The sequence below is a fragment of the Agrobacterium sp. B1(2019) genome, assembly GCF_008274755.1.
Taxonomy (GTDB): Bacteria; Pseudomonadota; Alphaproteobacteria; order Rhizobiales; family Rhizobiaceae; genus Agrobacterium; species Agrobacterium salinitolerans.
Map to the genome: position 1 here is coordinate 931,983 of NZ_VTPB01000001.1, position 19,185 is coordinate 951,167.

General features: G+C 59.7%; 15 protein-coding genes. 9 read left to right on the forward strand and 6 right to left on the reverse strand.

The window, feature by feature from the left end:
- Positions 1-5: 5 nt before the first annotated feature.
- The 4 genes from AGR1_RS04635 to bcp form a co-directional block, all read right to left on the reverse strand.
- On the reverse strand, positions 6-1,502 hold the full coding sequence (locus AGR1_RS04635) for a DEAD/DEAH box helicase (protein WP_003520451.1): 1,497 nt from the start codon (positions 1,500-1,502) through the stop codon (positions 6-8).
- Between the two features lie 219 nt (positions 1,503-1,721).
- Complete coding sequence (locus tag AGR1_RS04640) at positions 1,722-3,020, reverse strand: M23 family metallopeptidase (protein WP_149146315.1); 1,299 nt, start codon at positions 3,018-3,020, stop codon at positions 1,722-1,724.
- Positions 3,021-3,111: 91 nt separating this feature from the next.
- Complete coding sequence (locus tag AGR1_RS04645; RefSeq protein ID WP_080790462.1) at positions 3,112-3,933, reverse strand: ferritin-like domain-containing protein; 822 nt, start codon at positions 3,931-3,933, stop codon at positions 3,112-3,114.
- A 16-nt stretch (positions 3,934-3,949) separates the two neighbouring features.
- Positions 3,950-4,417 carry a thioredoxin-dependent thiol peroxidase gene (bcp, locus tag AGR1_RS04650; protein WP_149146316.1) on the reverse strand — a complete coding sequence of 156 codons (468 nt, stop codon included), beginning with the start codon at positions 4,415-4,417 and terminating at the stop codon, positions 3,950-3,952.
- A gap of 233 nt (positions 4,418-4,650) precedes the next feature.
- Here bcp and AGR1_RS04655 point away from each other — a divergent pair, with 233 nt between their 5' ends.
- Positions 4,651-8,034 carry a DUF3971 domain-containing protein gene (locus tag AGR1_RS04655; protein WP_080790464.1) on the forward strand — a complete coding sequence of 1,128 codons (3,384 nt, stop codon included), beginning with the start codon at positions 4,651-4,653 and terminating at the stop codon, positions 8,032-8,034.
- A gap of 185 nt (positions 8,035-8,219) precedes the next feature.
- Here the strand turns inward: AGR1_RS04655 and tyrS are convergent, their stop codons facing one another.
- Positions 8,220-9,473: a tyrosine--tRNA ligase gene (tyrS, locus tag AGR1_RS04660; protein ID WP_080792850.1), complete on the reverse strand. Its 1,254-nt coding sequence runs from the start codon at positions 9,471-9,473 to the stop codon at positions 8,220-8,222.
- A 149-nt stretch (positions 9,474-9,622) separates the two neighbouring features.
- Between tyrS and AGR1_RS04665 the strand changes: the two genes are divergently transcribed.
- Complete coding sequence (locus tag AGR1_RS04665; protein ID WP_149146317.1) at positions 9,623-10,744, forward strand: anhydro-N-acetylmuramic acid kinase; 1,122 nt, start codon at positions 9,623-9,625, stop codon at positions 10,742-10,744.
- Positions 10,745-10,974: 230 nt separating this feature from the next.
- Here AGR1_RS04665 and AGR1_RS04675 read toward each other — a convergent pair whose 3' ends face one another.
- A complete protein-coding gene (locus tag AGR1_RS04675) occupies positions 10,975-11,652 on the reverse strand; it encodes an alpha/beta hydrolase (RefSeq protein ID WP_003495402.1) in 678 nt (225 codons plus the stop codon).
- Positions 11,653-11,863: 211 nt separating this feature from the next.
- Between AGR1_RS04675 and AGR1_RS04680 the strand changes: the two genes are divergently transcribed.
- From AGR1_RS04680 to sufA, 7 genes are all read left to right on the forward strand, one after another.
- Positions 11,864-13,033: a cysteine desulfurase family protein gene (locus AGR1_RS04680; RefSeq protein ID WP_149146318.1), complete on the forward strand. Its 1,170-nt coding sequence runs from the start codon at positions 11,864-11,866 to the stop codon at positions 13,031-13,033.
- A 198-nt stretch (positions 13,034-13,231) separates the two neighbouring features.
- The gene (gene sufB, locus AGR1_RS04685; RefSeq protein WP_080790467.1) at positions 13,232-14,701 is read left to right on the forward strand and encodes a Fe-S cluster assembly protein SufB; all 1,470 of its coding nucleotides are present in this window, start codon (positions 13,232-13,234) and stop codon (positions 14,699-14,701) included.
- A gap of 174 nt (positions 14,702-14,875) precedes the next feature.
- A complete protein-coding gene (gene sufC / locus AGR1_RS04690) occupies positions 14,876-15,631 on the forward strand; it encodes a Fe-S cluster assembly ATPase SufC (RefSeq protein ID WP_003522658.1) in 756 nt (251 codons plus the stop codon).
- Positions 15,632-15,654: 23 nt separating this feature from the next.
- Complete coding sequence (gene sufD, locus AGR1_RS04695) at positions 15,655-16,926, forward strand: Fe-S cluster assembly protein SufD (protein WP_149146319.1); 1,272 nt, start codon at positions 15,655-15,657, stop codon at positions 16,924-16,926.
- Positions 16,919-18,169: a cysteine desulfurase gene (locus AGR1_RS04700; protein WP_149146320.1), complete on the forward strand. Its 1,251-nt coding sequence runs from the start codon at positions 16,919-16,921 to the stop codon at positions 18,167-18,169. Before sufD ends, AGR1_RS04700 begins: the two co-directional genes overlap by 8 nt.
- A gap of 35 nt (positions 18,170-18,204) precedes the next feature.
- Positions 18,205-18,588 (forward strand): SUF system Fe-S cluster assembly protein, encoded by a 384-nt coding sequence (locus AGR1_RS04705; protein ID WP_065115927.1) that lies wholly within the window; start codon positions 18,205-18,207, stop codon positions 18,586-18,588.
- Between the two features lie 105 nt (positions 18,589-18,693).
- Positions 18,694-19,083: a Fe-S cluster assembly scaffold SufA gene (gene sufA / locus AGR1_RS04710; RefSeq protein ID WP_059760334.1), complete on the forward strand. Its 390-nt coding sequence runs from the start codon at positions 18,694-18,696 to the stop codon at positions 19,081-19,083.
- Positions 19,084-19,185 lie beyond the last annotated feature (102 nt).

The following is a 19,185-nucleotide window of genomic DNA, read 5'->3' on the forward strand; positions in this document are numbered from 1 at the left end:
GCTGGTCAGGCCTTGGCGTTGGCGACAATCAGCATGAAAGCGGGGATGTCGTCGCCGAAACCAACCGGTGTCGGGCCATCGTCGTGGTCGCGATAATGGCGGCGGCGGTCGCGGTTGTCGTCATTGGCGTGCAACGGGTTGCGGCTGTTGCGGTCGGAATTGCGCGGGGTCTTTTCCTGCTTGCGTTCTGCTTTCACCTTGTCGTCTCCATGAGCCGCGATGTCCGTGTCCGCAGCGGATTGTGCACCCTGATTGATGTTTTCGACCGGCGCTGCGTCGCGACGGTTGCGGTCGCGGCCCCTGCCGCCCCGTTCCTTGCCCCGGCGGCCTGAATTGCTTTCAAAGCTTTCCATCGGCGCGGGAAGGGTGGAGAGGTCACCGTTCTGCCACTCGATCTTTTCGCCGATCAGCTTTTCGATCGCGTCGAGATACTTCGTGTCGCTCCTGGTGACGATGGTGAAGGCCTTGCCCGAGCGGCCGGCACGACCGGTACGGCCGATGCGGTGGACATAGTCTTCCGAATGAATGGGAATATCGAAGTTGAAGACGTGGCTGACATCGGGGATGTCCAGGCCGCGCGCGGCAACGTCGGAGGCGACGAGCAGCTTCAGATTGCCGTCCTTGAAGTTCTGCAGCATCGTGGTGCGCGAACGCTGGTCCATGTCGCCATGCAGCGCGCCGACGGAAAAACCATGACGGTCGAGCGAACGGAAGAGGTCGGCCACATCCTTCTTGCGGTTGCAGAAGATGATGGCGTTCTTCAGTTCGGCTTCTTCGGCGCGGACGAGATCGCGCAGCACGGCGCGTTTTTCATAGTCCTTGTTGTGCGCGGCGACGATGCGCTGGGCAACGGTCTTTGCCGTGGAGGAGGGCTTGGCGACCTCGACACGGACTGGGTTCTGCAGGAATCGATCAGCCAGCTTCTGAATTTCCGGCGGCATGGTGGCCGAAAAGAACAGCGTCTGCCGGGTAAAGGGGATCATCTTGGCGATGCGCTCGATATCGGGAATGAAGCCCATGTCCAGCATGCGGTCGGCTTCATCGATGACGAGGATTTCCACGCCGGTCATCAAAAGCTTGCCGCGTTCGCAATGGTCGAGAAGACGGCCGGGGGTGCATATGAGAACATCGGCGCCGCGTTCCAGCTTGCGGTCCTGGTCTTCGAAAGACACGCCGCCGATAAGAAGGGCGACGTTCAGCTTGTGATTCTTGCCGTATTTCTCGAAATTCTCCGCCACCTGTGCTGCAAGCTCACGGGTCGGCTCGAGGATCAGCGTGCGCGGCATTCTTGCGCGGGCGCGGCCCTTCTCGAGCAGGGTAAGCATCGGCAGAACGAAGGACGCGGTTTTGCCCGTGCCGGTCTGTGCGATACCGCAGATATCACGCTTTTCCAGCGCGGGCGGAATGGCGCCAGCCTGAATGGGTGTCGGCGTCGTGTAGCCGGCATCTGCAATAGCGGAAAGAACTTTTTGGCTCAGGCCAAGATCAGAGAATGTTGTCAAAGGAAGAACTTTTTCCGTTCTGGTTCGGTACGAGATACCTGCGTGCGCTCTGGCACTTGCAAAGACTTGGCGCGGGGATAGGCCCAAATTGCCGGAAAGTCAAGGAAACAACGGGAAAAGCACGCGAAACGTGATGCCTCGGGCGGGGCTTTTAAGCCTTGGGCGCATATTTGTGCGGTTTATCGTTAAAATAGCAAAAGAAGCATTAAAATCGGGCTGCTATTTCAAGTAGGTTTTGAGTTCCGTTCCCGCGATCAGGAACCGCATGGGATCAACGGGCGTATCGTTGCGGCGTACCTCATAATGCACATGCGGACCGGTGGAGCGGCCGGTGCTGCCGGCGCGGCCGATGATATCGCCGGTTTCGACCTTGTCGCCGACTTTCACCAGAATTGCGGAAAGATGGCCGAATCGCGTCGAGACGCCCTGGCCGTGATCGATCTCGACCATATTACCATAGCCGCCGGAATTTTCCGCCACCGTCACCTTGCCCGCGCCGGTGGATTTGACGTCAGCGCCGGTTTCTGCGCGAAAATCGATGCCGGTATGAAGGGCCGGGCGGCCGAGAAACGGATCCATCCTGTTGCCGAATCGGCTGGTGATCGCCCGGCCGGGGGCCGGGTTGCCGAAGGGCAGGTTGGTCGCGGTTTCCTTGACGATGTCGAGCCGGTTCAGCGCATTGTCGAGATTGGTAAGCGACAGGTTGAAAGGATCGGTTTCGCCGGGCTCGGGATCCGCATACGGGCCGCCAATGTCGTCGTTGCCGTTTTCTTCGATTTTCAGGCCCGCCTGCCGGATGATGTCCTGCATCGCATTCGCCTTGTCCTCGGCGTCGCTGGTCAGTCTGGCGATGCGCGATATCTGCTGGCGTTCGATATCCTTCAGCGACAGCGTCACCTTGGAAAACACCCGGTCGGCCCGGTCGGATGGCGTTTCGCCGGCTTCCGGTACATAGGCGGCGCGTCTGTCCGATGTGGCCGGCTTTTCCGCCTGCGGCCTGCGTGGGGTCATCAGCTTTTCAATGGCCGAGAGGCCGCCGGAGAGGTCGGCGCGTTTTTCCGGCGCCATGGCGTTCGAAAGAGACGAGGGCGCGATAGGGGAGGCGGCAATGCCGGAATTTTCGGCGCGCTCAAGCAATTCGCTCATGCGACCGTGCCGCGAGGCCAGCGCCGCCTGCTGCTCCAGCAGCTTTTCCACTTTCTTTTCAACAACCTGCTGATCGAGCAATTGCCGGGAGGTGACACGGTCCACCTGGGCTCTGAGCGCCGCGATGCGGTCTTCATAGTCGTTCTGCATGCGGGTCTGGCGCGCCATGGTCGCGCCGATCAGGTCGTCACGCAAAATGAGATAGCCTGTGGCGCCGAGATATCCGAGCGAAAAAAGCCCGATCGTGCAGCCGGCAAGCGCCGCCATCCACGGCCGAATGGTCATGTGCCGCACGCTTTCGCCGCGCGCGAGAATGAGCACGTGGGGCTCACGCTTTTTGCCGAATACCCGGTTTTCCGCCGTATCAGTCACAATCTCTCTCCGGACTGGCCGATTTCTTATCGGAAATCATAATTCGTTAAGGTTAACGAAGTTTTGCCGGAGAGTTTTTTAGCCGTGTCAGCTATCGGCTGACGGATGTGAGCGAGCGGTAAAAGGATGGCGTCAGGCCGGCCTCGGCGCGGGCGAGGTCGTTGAAAGGCGGTTTCAGGGGACCGCGGAAATTGGCGCGGACCAGTTGCCTGAAGGTTGCTGCTGGGTCCTTCTTTTCACGCGCACACAGGAAACGGAACCATTTGGCGCCGATGGCGACGTGACCCTTCTCGTCATTATAGATCACATCAAGAACCGCAGCGCTTTCTAGATCGCCGGTCTCGCGCATCTTGGCCTGCAGGGAAGGGGTGACATCAAGCCCACGCGCCTCCAGGATGAGCGGCACGACCGCAAGCCGTGCCGTGAGATCGTTGCGGGTGGAATGCGCAGCCTGCCACAGCCCGTCATGGGCGGGCAGGTCACCATAATCGGCCCCGAGGCTTCGTAGCCGGTCCCGCACCAGCCGGAAATGTTTCGCTTCCTCGAAGGCGACCTGCATCCAGCCATCGAAAAAGGAATGGGGCACCGGCTCGCCGGCATAACGGGCGACGATATCGAGCGCGAGATCGACGGCATTGAGTTCGATATGGGCGATGGCGTGCAAGAGGGCGATGCGACCCTTGACGCTGTGCAGCGAACGGCGCTCCACCGCGGTCGGTGGAACGAGTTCCGGCTTCGCAGGCCTTCCCGGTCGCTCGGGCAAGGGCGGATCGAGCGGGGAGCGCAATGACAGCCGGCGCTCGAACCAGCGCGTTGCCGTTTCCTGCGCGAGTTCGGTTTTTCGGTCGAGATCGGCGCTGGCGATCGCTTCCGTGGCACCGCCGCGCAGTGACATGATTTTGGCCGGAAGCATCACGTCTGGATGGTCCTCAAAGCTTTTTTGAGGCCTCGAGAACGGCCTGGGCGTGACCTGCAACCTTCACCTTGTTCCAGACTTCCGCGATTTCTCCATCCGGAGCCACAAGGAAAGTGGTGCGTTCGACGCCCATGTATTTTTTCCCATACATGCTTTTTTCCTTCCAGACGCCGTAGGCCTCCAGAACCTTCCTCTCCTCATCGGAAGCGAGCATGACGGAAAGGGAGTGTTTTGCCGCGAATTTGTCGTGGCTTTTGACGCTATCGGGCGAAATGCCGATAACGACGGCGTTGGCGGCCTCGAATTCGCCGCCCAGCGCGCTGAAGTCGATGGCTTCTGCGGTGCAGCCGGAAGTATCGTCCTTCGGATAGAAATAAAGGATGACCGCCTTGCCTCGCAGTTCGGACAGTTTCACCGTCCCTTCACCGTTGCGGGGCAGAGTGAAATCGGGAGCGGCGTCGCCAATCGTCAAGTCTGTCATAATCTATCTTTCTTTCGCCGGGATGTTGAGGGAAAGTCGCCACATTCGATATATAGCGAAACCGCGCGTCGTCCAGATCACGACTGAGATTTCCGGGAGATTAGGCCTGAAATCTGAATCGTGATCTGAATTAAACAATTAGAGCGGGATTCCAGACGAAAACCGCTTACACTTTTCGCCATCCCGCTCCGGTTGCGGCGAAACAAAAGCTATCCAAGGGTAAACACGGGCGTATGGCTGAAATAAGGGGTGAAAAGGTTACGTTCGGCAGGCGCGATATGGTTGCGCTGCACGAGCTTCCTTCGGCTCAGGCCGAAGACCCGATCATCGTGCATTGCCCGCCGCCGCGCTCCATGGCGCGCGCTTTCTGCAAGATTTTTGCCGCCCTTTTCGTGCTGGCCTTCCTTTCCATCGGCGGCATCATCCTGTCGGTCGAGACCGGTTCCATCGATAAGACGCTTTCGAGCCAGGCGCAGCAGGCGCTGGAGAAGGCGCTCGGTCCCCATTACAGCGCGCGGATCGGCTCCTCGGCGATCCGGTTTTCCACCGGGCTGCGGCTGGCGCTGGTGGCCGAGGACGTGGATATCATCGAGAAGGAATCCGGCCAGCATCTGAGCCGGGCGCGGGCAATCGGCATGGCGCTTGATCCGCTTGCGCTTCTGGCCGGCCATGTGTCGGTGCAGAGCCTCGAGGCCGACGGGATGGAGCTCGATACGGCGCTTTTGCCCAAGGGTAACGGGTTCGATCTCACCAGCATCAAGCTCGACGCCGTGCCGCGGCAATTGCAGGAGGCCTTCGGCCAGCTCGACAAGCTCGCCCAGGCTTTCCTGAGCAGCGGAACCGAAGAAATCGATATTTCCAGCGTTTCGGTTCACCTGCCGCCCGGTGAACAGGGCAAGCCGCGCACCATCGAAGTGCGGGAACTGTCGCTGACGCCGGATCAGCAGGGCGGATATTCGCTCGATGGAGAAACCCTGTTTAACGGGGAGATCGCCAGCGTGTCGCTCAGGACCTCCGGCGCAGGCGGTGTGATTGATGGCTTCGAGGCGCGTATTGACGGTTTCGATATCGGCCCGTTCCTGGAAAAATTCGATCCCGACGGAAATCTCCATGAAGGCCTGAACGTCAAGACAGGCGTGAATATCGTCGCGCGGCGTGCCACGGCGGCGCAGGAACCACGTCTGGACGTTTCGCTCGGCCTTGGCAATGGAACGCTTATGATTGGCGGCGAGTCCCAGCCGTTCACAACCGGCACGGTGCATGCGCGTTATGATTTTGCAAAAAACAGCCTGGTCATCGACAATTCGCGGGTGGAACTCGGGCGGACGATTATTCCCGTCAGCGGTGAAATCAGCGATACGGAAGAGGGTTTCGGCCTTTCACTGAGAGTAGACAACGGCGTCGCTTCCTCCGAAGCCTCGGGCGAAGCACCCGTTTCTTTCAACCTGAAAGCGGACGGTCATTTTACAACGGCCACGAAGCAGCTCGACGTTCCCTCGCTTTACGTCAGCGGCCCGCTCGGAGACATGGCGGGGTCGCTGAAAATCCGGTTTGGCGAGGGTTCGCCGGAAATCAGCTTTGGCGGCCAGATTCCGAAGATGGAGGCGACGGCCGTCAAGCAGCTCTGGCCGTTCTGGATGGCGCACAAGCCGCGCGACTGGGTGGTCTCCAATCTTTACGGCGGCACCGTCACCAACGGGTCAATCGCGATCTTCATCCCGCAGGGACGGATGTGCGGCCCCGGCTGCCCGCTCGTGCTTGGCGAAAGCGAGATGCAGATCCGCTTCGACATTGACGAGACGCGCCTCAACACGACAGGCGACATTCCACCGCTGCGGGATGTCGATGCGCATTTCGATCTTGTGGGCGGCAAGATGGCCGTCGATATCAAGGAGGGTACATCCTATTTCCCCTCCAACCGGACGCTTTCGCTGGAGAACAGCCGCTTTCTCATTTCAGATGTGTATGAGAAGCCGCTGCTCGGAAATCTTGAGCTGAACGTGTCCGGTGCGGCCGATGCCGTGGCGGAGCTTGCGACGCTCAAGCCCATCAATGCGCTCAAGGATACGCAGTTCAAACCAGAGGACTTCACCGGCGACGTCAAGGTCAGTGCGAAGCTTACCGTTGGCATGCTTTCCAGCCAGAACCCGCCCCCGCCGGTGTGGACGGCCGATCTTGATCTGAAGAACCTGGCGCTGACCAAACCCTTCGCCGGCCACAAGGTGACCGCGCTTGATGGTTTCATGTCGCTGAACGACCACCAGCTCAAACTGGAGGGCAGGGGCCGGGTGGACGATGTGCCGATGGACATCGTGATGACGGAGCCGGTGCGCAAGAACAGCGATATCGCGCCGACGCTGTCGTTGAAGGCAAGCCTGAATGAAACGCAGGTTGCCAAGCTCGCTCCGGAACTCTCCACGGTTCTTGGCGGCACAACGGCGATTGAAATCGACGGCGCCGACCCGAAACGCCAGGATATCCGGCTCGATCTGACCAAGGCGTCGATCATTCTGCCGGGGCTTGGCTGGAGCAAGGGCATCGGCATTCCCGCCAGCGCCGCCTTCACCATGGAAACGGGAGACGGGCGCACGACGATCAGCAACTTCTCGCTCGATGGCGATGGTTTCGGCGCCGCCGGCGATATCGCGTTCAGCAAGAACGGGCTGATTTCGGCCGATCTCAGCCGCGTGCAGCTCTCGCCCTCGGATAATTACGCCGTTTCGGTCGCCGCTTCGAAGAACGGCTATATCATCAATGCCTCGGGAAAATCCGCCGACCTCAGACCTTTCCTCTCCAAGCTTCGCAGCTCTTCCGGTGGCGGCGACGGGACGTCTCGTGCGCAGCCATCCCTTGCCATCAAGACGCAATTCGACAAGGTTTACGGGTTCAACGACGAAATTCTTGCCAATGTCAGTTCCGATGTCAGCGTGCGGGACGGCAAGGTCCGCTCCATCGATTTCCGTGGCGTCACCGGCAACGGTCAGGCGGTCGTGGCGCAGACTGTCAATCGCGGGGCGACGGGAACCGTGACCCTGACCAGCAGCGACGCGGGGTCGCTCGCCCGTTTCGCCAATATCTACAGCCGCATTCGCGGCGGCCTTCTCAACCTTGCGCTGACGACCTCCAATGGCAGCGACTGGAGCGGATCGCTCGACCTGCGCAATTTTGCCGTCGTCAACGAAGCCAAGCTTCAGGACATCGTCGCTACGCCGACAGGCGAGGACGGCAGGAGCCTCAACAATGCGGTGCGCCGCAATATCGACGTCAGCTCGGAAAAGTTCCAACGCGGGTTTGCCCGGCTCGTTTATGTCAACGGCTCGGTGGCAGTGGAAAACGGCGTCGTGCGCGGCGAGCAGATCGGTGCAACATTCCAGGGGCTGCTGAAGGATCAGAATGGCCGCATGGACATGACCGGCACCTTCATGCCCGCTTATGGGCTGAACCGGCTGTTCGGCGAGTTGCCCTTCATCGGCATCTTCCTCGGCAACGGCCGCGACCGCGGCCTGCTCGGCATCACCTTCAAGCTTTCCGGCCAGACGGATCAGCCGAAGCTGACGATCAATCCGCTGTCGCTGATTGCACCGGGCGTCTTCCGGCAAATCTTCGAGTTTCAGTAATAGGGCCTGCATCACAGGCGGCTACACACTCGACGTCATCCTCGGGCTTGACCCGAGGATCCATCATTGCGCCGGGCTGTGGATCCTCGGGTCAAGCCCGAGGATGACGGGGAGAGAGCTTTGCAGCTTGTCCCGGTTTTCCGGGGCCGTTCCAGCGGCCCCGGAAAACCCGTCAATTCATTGCTTTACGCCGGACGAACCAGAACGTGCTTCTTCTTGCCAACCGATAGTTTGATGACGCCGTCGCCGGTCACTTCGCCGGTGCCGATCATCTGACGCTCGTCGGAAATGCCCTGATCGTTGATCTTTACCGCACCGCCCTGAACGTGGCGGCGGGCCTCTCCGTTCGAACCGGCAAGACCGGCACGGACGATGAGGGAGAGGACGCCGACGCCGGCTTCGAGTTCGGATGCCGGAACCTCGATGGAGGGCAGGTTTTCGGCGAGCGCGCCTTCCTCGAAGGTCTTGCGCGCCGTTTCGGCAGCCTCTTCCGCAGCGGCGCGGCCATGCAGGATCGCCGTCACTTCGGTTGCGAGGATCTTCTTCGCTTCGTTGATCTCCGATCCGCCAAGCGCCGCAATGCGAGCGATTTCGTCCATCGGCAAAGTGGTGAACAGCTTGGCGAAACGCACGACATCCGCATCTTCCGTGTTGCGCCAGTACTGCCAGAAATCATAGACCGGCAGCAGGTCCTTGTTCAGCCACACGGCGCCCGATGCGGACTTGCCCATCTTGGCACCCGAAGAGGTGGTCAGAAGCGGCGAGGTCAGCGCGTAAAGCTGCGGTGTCCCCATGCGGTGACCGAGGTCGATGCCGTTGATAATGTTGCCCCACTGGTCCGAACCGCCCATCTGCAGGCGGCAGCCTGTGCGCTGGTTCAGCTCTACGAAGTCGTAGGCCTGCAGGATCATGTAGTTGAATTCAAGGAAGGACAGCGACTGCTCGCGGTCGAGGCGCGTCTTCACGCTGTCGAAGGACAGCATGCGGTTGACCGAGAAGTGGCGGCCGACATCACGCAGGAATTCGAGGTAATTCAGACCACGCAGCCAGTCGGCATTGTTGATCATCAGCGCCGGATTGTTGGCGCGGTCGTAGTCGAGGTAATTGGCGAAGACGTGCTTGAGCGAGGTGATATTGTCCTCGATCATGTCGATCGTCATCAGCTTGCGGGCCTCTTCCTTGAAGGAGGGGTCACCCACCATGCCGGTGCCGCCGCCCATCAGCGAGATCGGCTGGTGGCCGGTCTTCTGCATCCAGTGCAGCATCATGATCTGGGTGAGGTGGCCGACATGCAAACTCGAAGCTGTCGGGTCATAGCCGATATAGGCGGTCACGGTTTCCTTGGCGAACAGTTCGTCGAGACCTGCCTCATCGGAGATCTGGTGAATGAAGCCGCGCTCATCGAGCGTGCTGAGGAAATCGGACTTGAACCTGGACATGACCTTTGTTCTTTCTGGTTTGATCTTTGCGGCCATTGCAAACGCATGGCCGTGGCGGCTTTATCATTGTTTTTTGAAATGTGCACCCGTTTCGGCCATGAATGTCGGGATTCAGATGAGCATGATTCGAGATTGCAGGGGAGCGGCAGGTGGGCGAGGTCAAAACGGCAATCGGGCTGATGAGCGGCACATCGATGGACGGCATCGATATCGCTCTTCTGCGTACCGATGGCGAGAGCGTGGTGCGGCATGGGCCGAGCGGTTATTTTCCCTATGATCCCGGCCTGCGAACCATCTGGCAAAAGGCGCTGGTGACAGCCAAGTCCATCCGCGAACGGCGTGAGCGTCCGGGCGATCTTGATGAGGCCGAGCGCAAGCTGACGCTTGCCCATGCGGCAGCGGTGAAATCCTTTCTCCACCGTCACCGGCTTCAGCCCCGTGATATCGATGTCATTGGTTTTCATGGCCAGACGGTGCTGCACCGGCCGGATGAGGCGCTGACGGTGCAGATCGGTGACGGACCATTGCTGGCCGAGGAAACCGGTATCGATGTGGTTTATGACATGCGCGCCAACGACATGGTGCATGGCGGGCAGGGCGCGCCGCTCATTCCTGCCTACCACATGGCACTTTCCGCCAATCTGCCTGACGGGTTTGAGACGCCTGCGGTCTTCGTCAATATCGGCGGTATCTCCAACCTCACCTACATCGGTGAAGCTGGCCAGCTTGCCGCTTTCGACAGCGGTCCCGGCAATATGTTGATCGATCAGTGGATCGAAGCGCATACGGGCAAGGCTTTCGATAAGGGCGGCAGGACGGCGGCGAGCGGCAGCGTCGTTGCCTCGCTGGTGACGCGTTATATGGAAAGCCCGTTCTTCTCGGCCAATATCCGCCGCTCGCTCGACCGGAGCGATTTTGTGCCGCCGAAGAAGGGTGAGGTTTCGCTGGCGGATGGCGCGCGGACGCTGGCGCATTTGACGGGGGCGGCGATCCTCAAGTCGGCGAGTTATCTGCCGGAGGCGGCCAAGACCTATGTGGTCTGTGGTGGCGGGCGGCTCAATCCTGTCATCATGGAGGAGTTTGCTGGCCTTGCCGCCAAGGTTGGCGCGCGGGTGATTGCGGCGGAGGAGGCGGGGTTTGACGGCGGGGCGATGGAGGCGGAGGCGTGGGCCTATCTGGCAGTGCGCTCGATGAGAGGACTGCCGCTGACCTATCCTGGTACGACGGGAGTGGGGGAGCCGGTGACGGGTGGGGTTTTGGTGCGGGGGTGATTGGGTGACGGTGGGCTTGGTTTACCCCCCTCTGCCCTGCCGGGCATCTCCCCCTCAAGGGGGGAGATCGAATCGTGGCGACCTCTCGGCCATCTTTAACCCAGCAGTTAAGGCGAGAAGCTGGCGTCTAGCTGATCTCCCCCCTTGAGGGGGAGATGCCCGGCAGGGCAGAGGGGGGTGAACCACACCCACCATCGTTCATTCTTGCCTGACGCAATGCCGCCGGCCAATCACCGAATCCGCTTCGCCGCCGGTTCCGGCACAAGCTCGCCGTTCAGGCGACGATCAAGATAGTCCTCGCATTCGCCCATCAGCTCATCCACCTTGCCGTTGAAGAAGTGGTTGGCGCCCGGAAGGGTGCGGTGGGTGATGAGGATGCCCTTCTGGGTCTTCAGCTTTTCGACCAGACCGTTGACATCTTTCTCAGGCGCAACCTTGTCGGCATCACCATTGATGATGAGGCCAGAAGACGGGCAGGGCGCAAGGAAGGAGAAGTCATAGGTGTTCGGCTGCGGCGCAATCGACATGAAACCTTCGATTTCCGGGCGGCGCATCAGAAGCTGCATGCCGATCCAGGCGCCGAAGGAATAACCGGCGACCCAACAGCTTTTCGAATCGGGATGCAGGCTCTGTACCCAGTCGAGAGCGGACGCGGCGTCGGAAAGCTCGCCGGCGCCGTGGTCGAATTCGCCCTGGCTACGGCCGATGGAGCGGAAGTTGAACCGGAGCGTTGTGAAGCCGCGCTTCTGGAAAAGATAAAAGAGCTGATAGACGATCTGGTTGTTCATCGTGCCGCCGAACTGCGGGTGCGGATGAAGGATGATCGCAATCGGCGCGCTCTTTTCCTTGGAGGGTTGATAACGGCCTTCGAGGCGACCCGCAGGGCCGTTAAAGATGACTTCGGGCATTGGTACTCCGGTCGTGTTTTTTCATTCTCCAACCGCATTCTTCCGATGAGAAGACTTGACGAACTGTGTCATCTTTTCTAGAACGCAGTTTAGAATAATTCGAAACTTTGCGTGTGCTTAAGCACTCGGGTCGTGTCATAAGGCAAGCGCAACTGTAATTTCAAGAAAAATGCGTTTTTGCGCATGGAAGATTGGATAAAGCCTCACCACCATGACGGTTTCGTCGCGCACATATATGGACTGGAACGCCACAGCGCCGCTTTTGCCCGCCGTGCGTGATGTTCTTGTGTCTGCGCTCGCGCTTGCTGGCAATCCGTCTTCCGTCCATCGCGAAGGGCGTGCCGCGCGCGCTGCCGTGGAGACCGCCCGCCGCGAGGTTGCGGCGCTGGCCGGTGCTGAGGTAGCCCATGTCACCTTCACCAGCGGTGCGACGGAAGCTGCCAATCTGGTGCTGACACCGGATTTCAAAATGGGGCGCAGCACGGTTCGGGTGAGCCATCTTTATGTATCTGCGATCGAGCACCCGGCTTTCCGCGAAGGCGGCCGGTTCGACAAGGATAACCTTACGGAAATTCCCGTTACGTCATCCGGTATTCTCGATCTGGCGGCACTTGAGGGGCTGTTGTCCTCGCATGATAAATCCGCTGGTCTGCCGCTGGTCGCCTGCATGCTGGTTAATAACGAGACCGGCATTCTCCAGCCCGTGACGGAAGCGGCGCGGATCGTGCATTCGGCAGGCGGATTGATAGTGGTCGATGCGGTACAGGCGGCGGGCCGTATTCCGCTCGATATCCATGCGCTTGATGCCGATTTCATTGTGATTTCGTCTCACAAGCTCGGTGGTCCGAAGGGTGCCGGCGCTCTCATTTCGCGCGGCGAGGTGATGATGCCGAAGCCGCTGATCCATGGCGGTGGCCAGGAAAAGGGCCATCGTTCGGGTACGGAAAACACCCTTTCCGTTATCGGTTTTGGGGCTGCCGCCGCTGTTGCTGCTCGGAATATCGAGGCTGAGGCGGCGCGTCTTTCCGCGCTGCGGGCGCGGCTGGAAGATGGTATGCGGGTAAATGCGCCTGATGTGGTCATCCATGGCGCGGATGTGGCTCGTGTCGGCAACACGACATTTTTTACCTTGCCCGGCCTGAAGGCGGAAACGGGGCAGATCGCTTTTGATATTGAAGGCATCGCGCTCTCTGCCGGCTCGGCCTGCTCGTCGGGCAAAGTTGGCGAAAGCCATGTGCTGAGCGTGATGGGGCACGATCCCAAGCTCGGTGCGCTCAGGATTTCCCTCGGTCACGCGACTGACGAGGCGGACATAGAACGGACGCTTGCGGCGTTTGCGAAAATTGCCGGACGGCGCAAGCTTTCCGGTCAGGCCGCGTAAAATGCGGCAAAGAATTGCGGATTAGCAATTTTCCGCTTGCCGGGATGTGTGAAAAGCGCCATCCCGCACCTACATGGGTATAAGCTCCGCCCCGCTTAACGGCTCGGAACGATTTGCCCGAAGATGAGTAAGGCGGCTTTCCGCCTTGATACGTTGACAAGCCACCGGACCTTGGCTCCGGCGAGATTGGAGAACGACATGGCAGCGGTTCAGGAAACGATCGATCAGGTCCGCCAGATCGATGTGGACCAGTATAAATACGGCTTCGAAACCAATATCGAAGTCGACAAGGCCCCGAAGGGCCTTTCGGAAGAGGTGATCCGTTTCATCTCGGCCAAGAAGCAGGAGCCGGAATGGATGCTGGAATGGCGTCTTGAGGCTTACAAGCGCTGGCTGACGATGGAAGAGCCGACCTGGGCGCGCGTCAGCTACCCCAAGATCGACTTCAACGATCTCTATTATTATGCCGCACCGAAAAGCACCCCCGGCCCGAAGTCGCTCGATGAAGTCGACCCGGAGCTGCTGAAGGTCTATGAAAAGCTCGGCATTCCGCTGAAAGAACAGGAAATCCTCGCCGGCGTCGAAAAGCGTCAGGTCGCTGTTGATGCCGTGTTCGACAGCGTCTCCGTCGTCACCACCTTCAAGGCGGAACTGGCGAAGGCCGGTGTGATCTTCATGTCGATTTCGGAAGCCGTGCGCGAGCATCCGGAGCTGGTGAAGAAATATCTCGGTTCGGTCGTTCCGACGACGGACAATTTCTACGCGACGCTGAATTCGGCTGTCTTTACCGACGGTTCCTTCGTGTTCGTGCCGAAGGGCGTTCGTTGCCCGATGGAACTTTCCACCTATTTCCGCATCAACGAAAAGAACACTGGCCAGTTCGAGCGCACGCTGATCATCGCTGAAGAAGGCGCCTACGTCTCCTATCTGGAAGGCTGCACGGCTCCCCAGCGCGACGAGAACCAGCTTCACGCCGCCGTGGTTGAACTTGTGGCGCTTGATGATGCCGAGATCAAATATTCCACCGTCCAGAACTGGTATCCCGGCGACAAGGACGGTAAGGGCGGCATCTACAACTTCGTGACCAAGCGCGGCGATTGCCGTGGCAACCGCTCGAAGATTTCGTGGACGCAGGTGGAAACCGGCTCGGCCATCACCTGGAAATATCCGTCCTGCATTCTGCGCGGCGATGACAGCCGTGGCGAGTTCTATTCGATCGCCGTTTCAAACGGTCACCAGCAGATCGATAGTGGCACCAAGATGATCCATCTCGGCAAGAACACGTCGAGCCGCATCATCGCCAAGGGCATCGCCGCCGGTTTTTCGGAAAACGTCTATCGCGGCCAGGTCTCGGCCCACCGCAAGGCGACCAACACGCGTAACTTCACGCAGTGCGACTCGCTGCTGATCGGCGACAAGTGCGGCGCGCATACCGTGCCTTACATCGAGGCGAAGAATTCCTCCGCTCATTTCGAGCACGAGGCGACGACGTCGAAGATCTCCGAAGACCAGCTGTTTTATTGCTTGCAGCGCGGCATCCCGGAAGAGGCGGCGATTGCGCTGATCGTCAATGGCTTCGTCAAGGAAGTCATTCAGGAACTGCCGATGGAATTTGCCGTGGAAGCGCAGAAGCTGATCGGCATTTCGCTGGAAGGAAGTGTGGGCTGATCCTCGCTCGGCGTCATCCTCGGGCTTGACCCGAGGATCCATTGCCAGCGCAGAAACGGCCGACTTCCTGGATCCTCGGGACAAGCCCGAGGTTGACGGATGTGAAAGTTGAGACGGGCCCTCAGGGGTCTACGAGGCGGTCCTTGAAACCGCACCATGAACAGGAACCATACCATGCTTGAAATCATCGACCTGCACGCAAAGATCGCCGATACCGAAACCGAGATCATCAAGGGTCTCAACCTGAAGGTTGCCGCTGGTGAAGTCGCCGCCATCATGGGGCCGAACGGTTCCGGCAAGTCGACGCTGTCCTACATCCTGTCGGGCCGCGAAGATTATGAAGTCACCTCCGGTGACATTCTTTATAACGGCGAAAGCATTCTGGAACTGGATGCTGCCGAGCGGGCGGCCAAGGGCATTTTCCTTGCCTTCCAGTATCCGGTTGAAATTCCCGGCGTCGCCACCATGCAGTTCCTGAAAGTTGCGATGAACGAGCAGCGTAAGGCGCGGGGCGAGTCCGAGCTGACGACCCCGGACTTCATTCGCCGCGTCAAGGAAGCCGCCGGCGATCTGAAGATCGACATGGAAATGCTGAAGCGTCCGCTCAACGTCGGCTTTTCCGGTGGTGAGAAGAAGCGCGCTGAAATCCTGCAGATGGCGCTGCTGGAGCCGAAACTCTGCGTGCTCGATGAAACCGATAGCGGTCTCGACATCGACGCCCTGAAGATCGTGGCTGACGGCGTCAACGCGCTGAAGTCGCCGGATCGCGCCACCGTCGTCATCACCCACTATCAGCGCCTGCTCGATTACATCGTGCCTGACAGCGTTCACGTTCTCTACAAGGGCAAGATCATCCGCTCGGGTGACAAGGCGCTGGCGCTGGAACTGGAAAACAACGGTTACGCCGACATCATCGGTGAAGCGGCCTGATCGAAGGCCAGGAGGTGATGTCCATGAACATTCAAGCTACCAACCGGCTGACGCCAGCGGAAACCGCGCTGGTCGATGCCTACACCGCCAAGTTCAGCGAATTGCCCGGCGATGGCGCCGTGGTCGCTGCCCGCGACGTGCTGTTCGACGATCTGAAGACTGGTGGTCTTCCGACCCGCCGCATCGAGGCGTGGCACTATACCGATCTGAAAAGCCTGCTGCGTGCCGTTCCGGAAGACCGGCCCGCGCCCATTATCGAGAAGCTGGCGCCGACGGTTGCCGGTTCGCTGGTTGCCTATCTGCAGCATGGCACGGCCGATATCGGCAAGATTGAAGATGTTCGCGTGTCTCGCTTTGCCGAAAGCCTGCTCGACGGTTCCGCCGCCGCCGGCCTTGCTGAAGCCAGCAAGGATGACGCGATTGGCCGCCTCAATGGCAGCTTCGTGCGTGATGGTCTGGTGCTCGATATCCCCGCCGATGCCGATATCGAAAAGCCGATCGAATTGCAGGCGGTTCATGGCGCAGGCCAGGTTCACAGCCGCTTCCCGGTGCGTTTCGGCAAGGGTTCCAAGGCGACCGTCATCGAGCGTCACCTTTCGGTGACTTCTGATGCGGCCCTCGTGTCCTCGGTCAGCGATATCGTTGTCGAGGATGGCGCGGAAGTGACCTGGATCATCCTGCAGCAACAGGGTGCGGCCGATATCCATCTTGGCCAGTTGCGCATGAAAATTGGCGCGGATGCCAAGATTCGCATTTTCATCATCAATGCCGGCGGCAAGCTGGTGCGTCAGGAACTGCGTATCGATGTGGAAGGCGAGGGCACGGATCTCATCGTTCGCGGCGTCAACCTTCTGGGTGGCGAAACCCATACGGACGTGACGATGGTTCTTGGCCACAACGTGCCGAACACGACCTCGACGGAAGTTTTCCGCAACGTGGTGTTCGACCGTGCCAAGGGCATTTTCCAGGGCATGATCCGGGTCGCACCGGATGCCCAGAAGACCGACGCGAAGATGGCGTGCAACACGCTGCTGATGTCTGACGATGGCGAGTTCTCGGCAAAGCCCGAACTGGAAATCTTCGCCGATGACGTTCAGTGCGGCCATGGCGCGACGGTTGCCGATATCAGCGACAACCATCTCTATTACCTGATGGCGCGCGGCGTTCCGCGAGCGAAGGCACGGGCGATGCTCGTCAACGCCTTCGTTGCCGAGATCGTCGAGGAACTGGAAGAAGAAAATCTGGTAGAGGCGCTGGAGACGATCATCTCCGGCTGGCTGGAACATCATGCCTGAGAGCGAACGCGCCGCATTGGCGGCCCCTTATGACATCGAAGCCGTGCGCAAGGATTTCCCGATCCTGTCGCGCGAGGTCTATGGCAAGCCGCTGGTCTATCTCGACAACGGCGCGTCCGCTCAAAAGCCGCAGGTCGTGATCGACGCCGTTTCGCATGCTTATGCGAACGAATATGCCAATGTGCATCGCGGCCTGCATTTCCTCTCCAATGCCGCAACCGACGCCTATGAGGCGGCGCGCGAAAAGGTGCGCCGTTTCCTGAACGCCGGTTCGGTGGACGAGATCGTCTTTACCAAATCCTCCACCGAGGCGATCAATACGGTTGCCTATGGTTACGGCATGCCCAAGATCGGCGAGGGCGATGAGATTGTCATATCGATCATGGAGCACCACTCCAACATCGTGCCGTGGCATTTCATCCGCGAGCGGCAGGGCGCAAAGCTCGTCTGGGTGCCTGTTGACGATGATGGCGCGTTTCATATCGAGGCTTTCGAAAAGAGCCTGACGGAGCGCACCAAGCTCGTCGCCATCACCCATATGTCGAATGCGCTCGGCACCATCGTGCCGGTCAAGGAAATCTGCCGCATCGCGCATGAACGCGGCATTCCGGTGCTGATCGATGGTTCGCAGGGCGCTGTTCACATGCCGGTCGATGTGCGCGATATCGATTGCGACTGGTATGTGATGACCGGTCACAAGCTTTACGGCCCCTCGGGCATCGGCGTGCTCTATGGCAAGGCCGACCGGCTGCGCGAGATGCGGCCGTTCCAGGGCGGCGGAGAGATGATCCTCGACGTTTCCGAAGACAATGTCACCTATAACGAGCCGCCGCACCGTTTCGAAGCCGGCACGCCGCCGATCGTGCAGGCGATCGGGCTTGGTTATGCGCTGGATTATATGGACAATCTCGGCCGCGGGGCGATTGCCGCGCACGAGGCTGACCTTGCCGCTTATGCCGCCGACCGGTTGCGCGAGATCAATTCGCTGCGCATCATCGGCGATGCGCCTGATAAGGGCGGTATCTTCTCCTTCGAGCTTGCGGGCATTCACGCCCACGATGTCTCGATGGTGATCGACCGGCGCGGCGTTGCCGTGCGGGCTGGCACCCATTGCGCCATGCCGCTCTTGAAACGCTTCGGCGTCACCTCCACATGCCGGGCATCGTTCGGCCTTTACAATACCCGCGCCGAAGTAGACTCTCTTGTCGAGGCGCTGGAATATGCGCGCAAATTTTTCGCCTGATATCGGTATTAGAGATCAGGATTGAGGATCAGACCATGACTGCGGAAGCCACTGCAAAGACACCAGATGCGACCGAAGAAGCGGCAAAGCCGTCTTCCATTCCGCCTGACGAGTTGGCGCGTCTCAGCGACGACGTGATCTCGGCGCTGAAAACCGTCTATGACCCGGAAATCCCGGCCGATATTTTCGAACTCGGTCTGATCTACAAGATCGACATCGAGGACGACCGGATGGTCAAGATCGTCATGACGCTGACGGCCCCCGGTTGTCCGGTGGCGGGCGAAATGCCTGGTTGGGTGGAAAACGCGGTCGGCGCCGTCGAGGGTGTTTCCGGCGTTACCGTCGAAATGACCTTCGATCCGCCGTGGACGCCGGACCGGATGTCGGAAGAGGCACAGGTTGCCGTCGGCTGGTACTGATTTGATTTTGACTGGTGTCATCCCTTGATGACATCGTCAGGCGCACTTAAATTGAATTCCATAAGCATCGAGCCTTGAACTCGATTGTCGAAGGAGAATGGGCCCATGGGCTTCGCAATCATGACCATGACCGGGGCTGCCGCCTCGCGCGTTAAAGCAATCGTCGAAAATTCCGGACCGGATGCCAGGGGTGTGCGCGTCGGCATCAAGAAGGGCGGCTGCGCGGGCATGGAATATACCATCGACCTCGTGACCGAACCGGATGCGAAGGACGATCTGGTTGAATTCGAAGGCGCGAAGGTCTGGGTTCAGCCTTCCGCCGTGCTTTATCTGCTCGGTACGCAGATGGATTTTGAAGTCACCAAGATGCGCTCCGGTTTTACTTTCAACAATCCGAACCAGACGTCCGCCTGCGGATGCGGTGAATCGGTGGAATTGAAGCCCGCCGATCTGGCGGCGCTGGCGAAGCAGCGTGAGGCTGAAGCGAGCGTTTGATCCAACGCGGCTGTGCGTTTTACGCCGCTGTTGTCTCGGACGCGACTTAACGGCCTTCTGTTTCCCTCGGGTTGAGGGGGCAAGGGTAGGGATATTCGGAGA